The organism is Neobacillus sp. NPDC058068 (assembly GCF_042885335.1).
Taxonomy (GTDB): Bacteria; Bacillota; Bacilli; order Bacillales; family Cytobacillaceae; genus Neobacillus.
Genome location: NZ_JBHVSI010000039.1, coordinates 21,632 through 28,763, shown reverse-complemented (window position 1 = coordinate 28,763; position 7,132 = coordinate 21,632). Strand labels below are relative to the sequence as shown.

6 protein-coding genes are annotated in these 7,132 nt (G+C 39.8%); 3 read left to right on the top strand and 3 right to left on the bottom strand.

Going from position 1 to position 7,132, the window contains the following annotated elements:
* A partial coding sequence (locus tag ACFVSW_RS27220; protein WP_387319760.1) for a hypothetical protein occupies positions 1 to 225 on the top strand: 225 nt, incomplete at its 5' end.
* 152 nt (positions 226 to 377) lie between these two features.
* Entirely contained in the window at positions 378 to 1,820 is a 1,443-nt protein-coding gene (locus ACFVSW_RS27215; protein WP_387319759.1) for a L,D-transpeptidase family protein, read from the top strand.
* Here ACFVSW_RS27215 and ACFVSW_RS27210 read toward each other — a convergent pair.
* Entirely contained in the window at positions 1,817 to 2,278 is a 462-nt protein-coding gene (locus tag ACFVSW_RS27210; RefSeq protein WP_387319758.1) for an SDR family NAD(P)-dependent oxidoreductase, read from the bottom strand. The two genes, ACFVSW_RS27215 and ACFVSW_RS27210, sit on opposite strands and share 4 nt — an antisense overlap.
* A gap of 213 nt (positions 2,279 to 2,491) precedes the next feature.
* Here ACFVSW_RS27210 and ACFVSW_RS27205 point away from each other — a divergent pair, with 213 nt between their 5' ends.
* Positions 2,492 to 3,451 carry a zinc-binding metallopeptidase gene (locus ACFVSW_RS27205; protein ID WP_387319757.1) on the top strand — a complete coding sequence of 320 codons (960 nt, stop codon included), beginning with the start codon at positions 2,492 to 2,494 and terminating at the stop codon, positions 3,449 to 3,451.
* Between the two features lie 65 nt (positions 3,452 to 3,516).
* Here the strand turns inward: ACFVSW_RS27205 and ACFVSW_RS27200 are convergent, their stop codons facing one another.
* Entirely contained in the window at positions 3,517 to 4,761 is a 1,245-nt protein-coding gene (locus ACFVSW_RS27200; protein WP_387319756.1) for an anaerobic sulfatase maturase, read from the bottom strand.
* Between the two features lie 25 nt (positions 4,762 to 4,786).
* Positions 4,787 to 6,997, bottom strand: a complete 2,211-nt coding sequence (locus ACFVSW_RS27195; RefSeq protein ID WP_387319755.1) for a sulfatase-like hydrolase/transferase — start codon at positions 6,995 to 6,997, stop codon at positions 4,787 to 4,789.
* Positions 6,998 to 7,132 lie beyond the last annotated feature (135 nt).

Here is a 7,132-nt window from a genome sequence, read left to right as displayed (position 1 = left end):
TGCGGGGTCTCACCTGTCCCGCTGCTCCCGCAGGAGTCTCGCGCCTTCCACTCCAATCAACATTGTGCTCAAAATCAACAATGTGCTTTAACACAACCAATTAAAAAAAAGAAATGCAGCTACTTTAAAAATAAAAGCAAGGAACTACCAGAAAAAGCAAGCTTGGAGATAAGCTCTCCTGGCTTGCTTTTTTACGCATACGTACTCTATTTTGGGAACCAATAATCAAAAAAGGAAATTCCACACTTTTAAATCTTGTAGTATAATAGTAATAATTAAGGGTAAGGTAAACGCTGCAAAAGTCTTTGATAAAAATCCTACAAGGGTAAAGTGGAGGATGTTGATAGTTGGGTTACCAGGTAGCGGAGGGAATATTTATGAGTATGATAGATGGAACAGTTGAAGAGATTAGTCATAGTCGGGGGGCTCGAGCCAAACGGCCTGCACGCCGGAATTTTATTGTCAGTGGAATTATCATTATTATTGCACTCCTATTGGCAGGACTTTTCTATTATCAGGCAACCCGGTTCAATTCGCATATTACAATTAATGATACAAAGGTCGGTGGTCTAACTGCTGATCAGGCCATAAAGAAATTAAAAACATCTGTGTTAAAAAACAGAGTCTTTGTCGGAGAACAACAAATTTTTGACGGAAAAGATACACAAATGGGATTTACCGAAGAAGATTTGCCTGAGGTTAAGAAATTATTAAAAAGCCAGTGGACATTTTTTCCTTCCTCAAAGGAAAAAAATTACTCGATGATACCCCAAAAGGCGGATCAGTACCGAAGCCAAACGCTGAAAAAACAAGTAGAAGAAAACCTTCTAGCGATGAATATGAGCTTAAAAGCACCCATAGATGCGGTAGCAAAATTAGAAAAGGGGGCAATTGTCATCTCCGATAGTATCGATGGAGAACAATATGACACTGCCACTCTATTAAAAGATTACTCGAAACAGAAATATACGAGTGATATCCACCTGAAACCCGTATTCATACAGCCAGTCAAAGCGGACAGTCCGATTATCAAGGAAGAGGAGAAAACGCTGCAAGACCTCCTTGGACGGACCGTTGATTATAGTGTCCAAGGCAAAGTGTATACCTTAAATGCCAGTGAATTAATTAAAAATGCCACTGTGACAAAAGATATGGCCGTTACCATCACGATGAGTGACATTAAAAACAAGATAGCTGAAATTAATAATGCGCATTCAACGTTAAATAAAAATTTCACCTTTAAGACCCATTCAGGTTCGGTCATTTCAGTAAAAGGAAAAGGCTATGGCTGGGCATTAGATGTCGGCAAAGAAACGACGCAGGTTCAGCAAGCTTTTGAAAAAGGGGAGAAATCAATACCGGCCTCTAATATTTACGGAAATGGCTGGAGCAATGAAGGCATCGGTTATGAAATGACAACAAATAATGGCATTGGCGACACGTATGCTGAAGTGTCGATTGCGGAACAGCGGATTTGGATTTACAAAAATGGTAAATTGGCTCTTACAACGAATGTAGTCACCGGCAAGCATAGCACCGGTGAAGATACTTCGCCAGGTGTGTGGTATATTCTCTATAAACGAACACAGTACACACTTAAGGGTACCGCAGTAGGAAAAGGTGATTATGCCGTTAAAGTAAATTACTGGGCTCCGTTCACCAACAGCGGACAAGGATTCCACGACGCCGGCTGGAGGACGAACTGGTCAAGTAATGCCTACCTTACAGCAGGCTCAGGCGGCTGTGTCAACACACCCGCTAGCATTATGAAAACAGTATATGAAAACCTAAGCACATACGACCCGGTTGTGATTTATTAACAAGGACGGTTCTCGCGCTCCCCTAAGGAAGTACGAGAGCCAGTCCTTTTTTCTTTTATAACAGGGACGGGGGGGACCCCGTCCCTGTTATAGAAGCGATTGCGCTCCGTCAATATAAATTTGGTCAAGTCCCAATCTTTTGGCTCCATATCTTCAATGGGTGTAACTTCCCCGTTAATTCCGGCATTCGCGAAGACAACATCCAGTCTTCCCCACTGATCAATGGTTTTTTGATAACAGTTCTTGACTTCCGTAGGTTGAGAAACATTAGCTTCCAAGACAAGTGCTTCACTGCCGATTTCTTCAATTTGTTTTTTAACCTCTTCCACATTTTCTTTATGCAAGTCTACTAAAGCTATTTTCCCTCCATTTTGGGCAAGCTTTATCGCCACAGCCCTACCTATACCTGAGCCTGCCCCTGTAACAAATGCAACTTGATTGTGAAGTAGTTTTTCCACCTTAAAATACCTCCTGAAAATGATAGTTAATGTTTTTTACTATACCCATCATCAAGGTTTTAACTAATTCTGTTTTGATTCATAAAGAGATAGAATTTTTGTCCTCAAGAGGCGTTTATCGGGACCTTAACTTCTAAAAATAAATTTTGTAAAATAAAGCCAGAATATTTATAATGGACTAAAGATTGTTCGTTTGCGGAGGGAGAGTTTCATATGAAGAAATTCAAACTACTAATATTAATATTTTTAAGTACCTTAATAGTTTTACTGATTTACGGGGGAAATACGGAAAAGGTTAGTGGAGGGAAATGCCTTGGGAAATCCGTTGATTGCAAACAGCTTGGGGATTCTTATTACAATCAATTGAAGGACATAGCCTTTAATTTTACTCTCGTGCCTATTGCATTGGAGGGTGAGAATTCAATGGTGCTGTTTCCTCTCGTTAATTATTCTATTAAAAACGATAGTTTAGTAGACACTGTTGTACTATCGTTTGATCCCAAAGAAAAAAAATTTGTAGAAGATGCGGACCAGCATAAAAGGATATGGAAAACTATATCTTTGATTACTCCGACCAAAGCGAAAAGTTTGGTTAAACAGTTTTATTTGGGACTTTCCGAAAAATCTAGATTACTTGGAGAAGTAACACCTATTTCCGACGACCTTAAAACCTGGAAGCTAATGATTAATATGAATGATATTGAGGATTCCTATGTGCTTATTCATACAATTAACCATGAAACTGGACATTTACTGACATTGAATGATTCGCAAATTTTACCTTTTAAAAAGCAGTGTAACACTTATTTAAGTGATTATGGATGTAGCAAGCCGTCTTCATACATAAATTTATTTTATGAAGCTTTTTGGAAAGGAAAAGTGGAAGATGACTGGAGAAAAATGAATCCAAAAAGTGACGAACAATTTGCAGAATTTTATGATAAGCATCCAAACGAGTTTATAAATCCATACGCTGCGTCAAGTATCTATGAAGATATTGCAGAATCATGGAATGCCTTTGTCTTCAACGAAAAAATAAAGGGTAAAGTTCCCGGTTATGAAGAAAAAATTAATTTCTTTTATCAGTTTCCTGAGTTAGTCCAAATGCGGGCAGAAATATTAAATAATGTAATGCAAAAATTGCAAAACTCTGGGGAATTAGAATCTAAATAGTTTAAAAAGCTCTCCTAGTTTTCCGAAAAGAAAATTGGTGTGTTTTATTCTTAGTTGAAAACCTTCTATTTATTAAAAAGACCCCCTTGGTCCACAATCATTTTATTAATATACGAAACTGGCAAGCCCGCTTGTAGCAGCAGCTTCATCCTAATCATGTAAGGATTAATATGATTAAAATACTTTTTATAGGATTTACACAAATAATTTAGCCCGGGCTCATTTTGCTCTGAAACTAGAAATCGATGTTTGGGACATTCTCCATTACAAGCGAATCGAACCTCACAATTTCTGCACACGGAGGGCAGGGTCTCTCGCTTCTGCTTTCCAAAGGCAAGCTGTGATGGCTGATTCATCAGATTCATTATGCCCTCGGTAATATTTCCTAATTGATAGTCAGGATAAACGTAATGATCACAAGAAAACAGATCACCAGTATGTTCCATTGCCACAGCACGCCCACACTCTTCTGAAAAAATACAGATGGGGGATGGGATTCCTACCCAGGAAGCTAATGCCCATTCAAAATTCATGACATAAACCAATCCTATATCGTACTGAACCCACTCGTTAAATATTTCAATGAGAAATTCTCCATACATTTCTTGTTCTACCGTCCAAGGGGTGACCATTTGTTGATTTTCTTCGATAACTAGAGAAGGCGGTGTGGCATGGTTTATGCCCAGCTCTGCCGCTCCTTCATTCACTTCTCTTTCTACAATCGGGATAAACTGTATAAATTGGATATCTTGTTGCTTAAAAAAACGATAGATTTCCAGAGCTTTATAAGCGGAATACCTTGTTACACAGGTAAGAATGTTAAAGTCGACCTGATGTTTCTTTAGCAGCGAAAGTGCCCTCATCACCAATTCAAATGTCGGTTTTCCCCCACGATCAATCCGGTACCGATCATGAATAAGCTCAGGTCCATCTAAACTTAGACCTACCAAAAAATTCTGGTCCGAAAAGAATTCACACCATTGTTCCGTTAATAATGTGCCATTCGTTTGAATCGTATTGGTGATGTGTTTTCCGTTCGCATACTTTTTTTGCAGATAAACAGCCTTACGAAAGAAATCTATGCCTATTAAGGTTGGTTCCCCTCCCTGCCATGCAAAGACAATTTCCGCTGTATCTTGGGAGTCGATATACTGTTTAATATACGACTCTAAGACCGCATCAGACATTCGGAAGGCATGACCTTTCGGAAAATAAGCTTCCTTTTCGGTGTAATAGCAGTACTGACAATCGAGATTACAGATCGGACCCGTTGGCTTAGCAAGAATGTGGAAACTATTGTCCTTACCCAATTTATTACTTCCTTTCTCTAAAGGATCAAAGAAAAATAATTGTGCCATTTATATTAATGTAAATGGGCTCTCTTTTTTCCTGTTTCAAAAACTTGCTATATTCTTGATCATCATGAAGTTCAATAACTACTTTCTCTACATGCCCGCTAAACGGAAATTCGGGTACGGGGTAGCTAGGGCTCACGGGTGTTAATTGATCCCGGCCGATATCCATCCCCTCAACAGAAATCACAAATGGTAAGGTACGAGGCATATACAGTGTGCCAACCTGTTGACCATCGATGTAGAGCTTGCCCGTTCCTTGACTGAATATTTCTCTAATAAATTCAAATCGGATCGTTGAATACCCAACGGGTACTTCAACATTCGATTGTATTTTATAGACAGTACCCACATAGTTGTATTCATATAATAAATAATTATCTTTTATATAGAATGTATATCCACTTGAATGATTGCCATGGGCTATTAATACACCTTCTTCTGTACGATTCGACCGAAAGATGGGAACGGTGATCGAGTATGAAGAAAGGGTAACTTTTGGAGCAGCACTTGATGGCAAATGAGCCATTCCCGGATAGAAGTTAAATATTGTTCTTCCTTCTTGCAAGCCTTCATACCCTTTTCTAAATGGACGATCATCTAAGGGGAGGACTCCATACTTCGTCGCCTCCTGCCACCATATTGCTTGAAGCTCTGTTAATTTTCGTGGATACTTTGCTGCTAGATTATACTTTTGCGAATAATCTTCGGTTACATTGTATAATTCCCAATCATCTTCATAAAAGGGTTTACCTGTTTCATGATAGGTAACTGCAACCCAGCCATCTTGCCAAATAGCCCGGTGTCCAACCATTTCAAAATACTGCGTCTTGCGCTTTGATGGAGCATGGGCGTCTGTAAAGGTATCCTTCATACTCACACCATGCATCGGCATCTGTGGAACGCCTTCATATACTGGAGGAGCATTCATGTTTAGGAGGTCTAATATCGTAGGAGTAATATCAATTGCATGATAAAATTGCGAGCGAATCGAGCCAGGGTCTGGAATACGTTGTGGACATTGGATGATGAGGGGGACATGCGTCCCACCATAAAACGTATCTTGCTTATAATATTTAAACGGGGTATTACATACTTGCGCCCATCCTTTTGGATAATTAGGGCTTGTCAACGGTCCACCGATTTCATCTATATGATCAAACATGACCTCTACATTTTCTTCGATTCCATTAAAATAGGCGGTATCATTTATGGAGCCATTCCAGCCGCCCTCCTGGCTGCCCCCATTATCGGAAAGTAACACAAGAATGGTATTATCTAGTTTGTTTTTTTCTTTTAGAAATTGCAGTAGTCGGCCAATTTGCTGATCCGTATGAGTCAGAAATCCTGCATACGTCTGTTGGAATTTGATAAACAATTCTTTTTCTTTCGCTTTCAGTTCGTCCCATGGCTTAATCCCAGGGTTGAGATCAACGAGTTCTGTAAAAGGCGGAATGACGCCCATATTCTTTTGCCGCTCGAATCTTTCTTCCCTTATCTGATCCCACCCTTTATCGTAAACGCCCTTATATTTTTCAATAAATTCTTTTGGTACTTGATGTGGCTCATGCTGTGCTCCAAAGGCAAGATACAGGAAGAAGGGCCGATCTGGAGTAACAGAAAGATGATCCGTCAGAAATTCTAGCGTTTTATCAACCAGGTCCTCTGATAAATGATAGTTTGATGTCTTAGGTTTCTTTACACGATGATTATCGTATACTAAATCTGGTGCATACTGATCCGTCATCCCTAATAAAAAGCCATAATAGCGCCCGAAGCCTTTTGAAAGTGGCCAGTTTTCAAAAGGGCCGCTTGATGCTGCTTCGTGACCAGGAACCAGATGCCACTTTCCAACCATATATGTAGCCATCCCATTCAACTTTAAAATTTCCGCCAGAGTGGCAGCCGTATCGGAAATTCTCCCTCGTTTATTCGGATATTGAGGTCCCCAGTCTATCTCCGTTACAAGTCCAACTCCGACCGAGTGGCAGTTACGACCTGTTAGCAGACAAGCTCGAGTAGGAGAACACAAAGGAGTTACATTAAAATTGTTGTACCGCAGGCCATTTTCAGCTAAGGAATCGATATTAGGTGTTTCAATCTCCGAACCATAGCAACCTAAAGCCGAGTAACCCACGTCATCTAGAACGATATAGATGACATTAAGACTCTCATCCCCTGTTCTAATCCCCATTTCCATCTGTCCTTTCTAACGGAATAATCATACAAGATGTACAGACAATGGATAATATAATACTAAATTTATTAAAGGGGCGGTCTTATTATGAATAAAAAGCCAAGAAGCCACGGGGACAGGCTCCCTGTCCCT

Excerpts from the sequence above, each read along its gene's own strand:
- ACFVSW_RS27215 (WP_387319759.1), top strand. The coding sequence starts at position 378 with ATGAGTATGATAGATGGAACAGTTGAAGAGATTAGTCATAGTCGGGGG.
- ACFVSW_RS27205 (WP_387319757.1), top strand. The coding sequence starts at position 2,492 with ATGAAGAAATTCAAACTACTAATATTAATATTTTTAAGTACCTTAATA.
- ACFVSW_RS27195 (WP_387319755.1), bottom strand. The coding sequence starts at position 6,997 with ATGGGGATTAGAACAGGGGATGAGAGTCTTAATGTCATCTATATCGTT.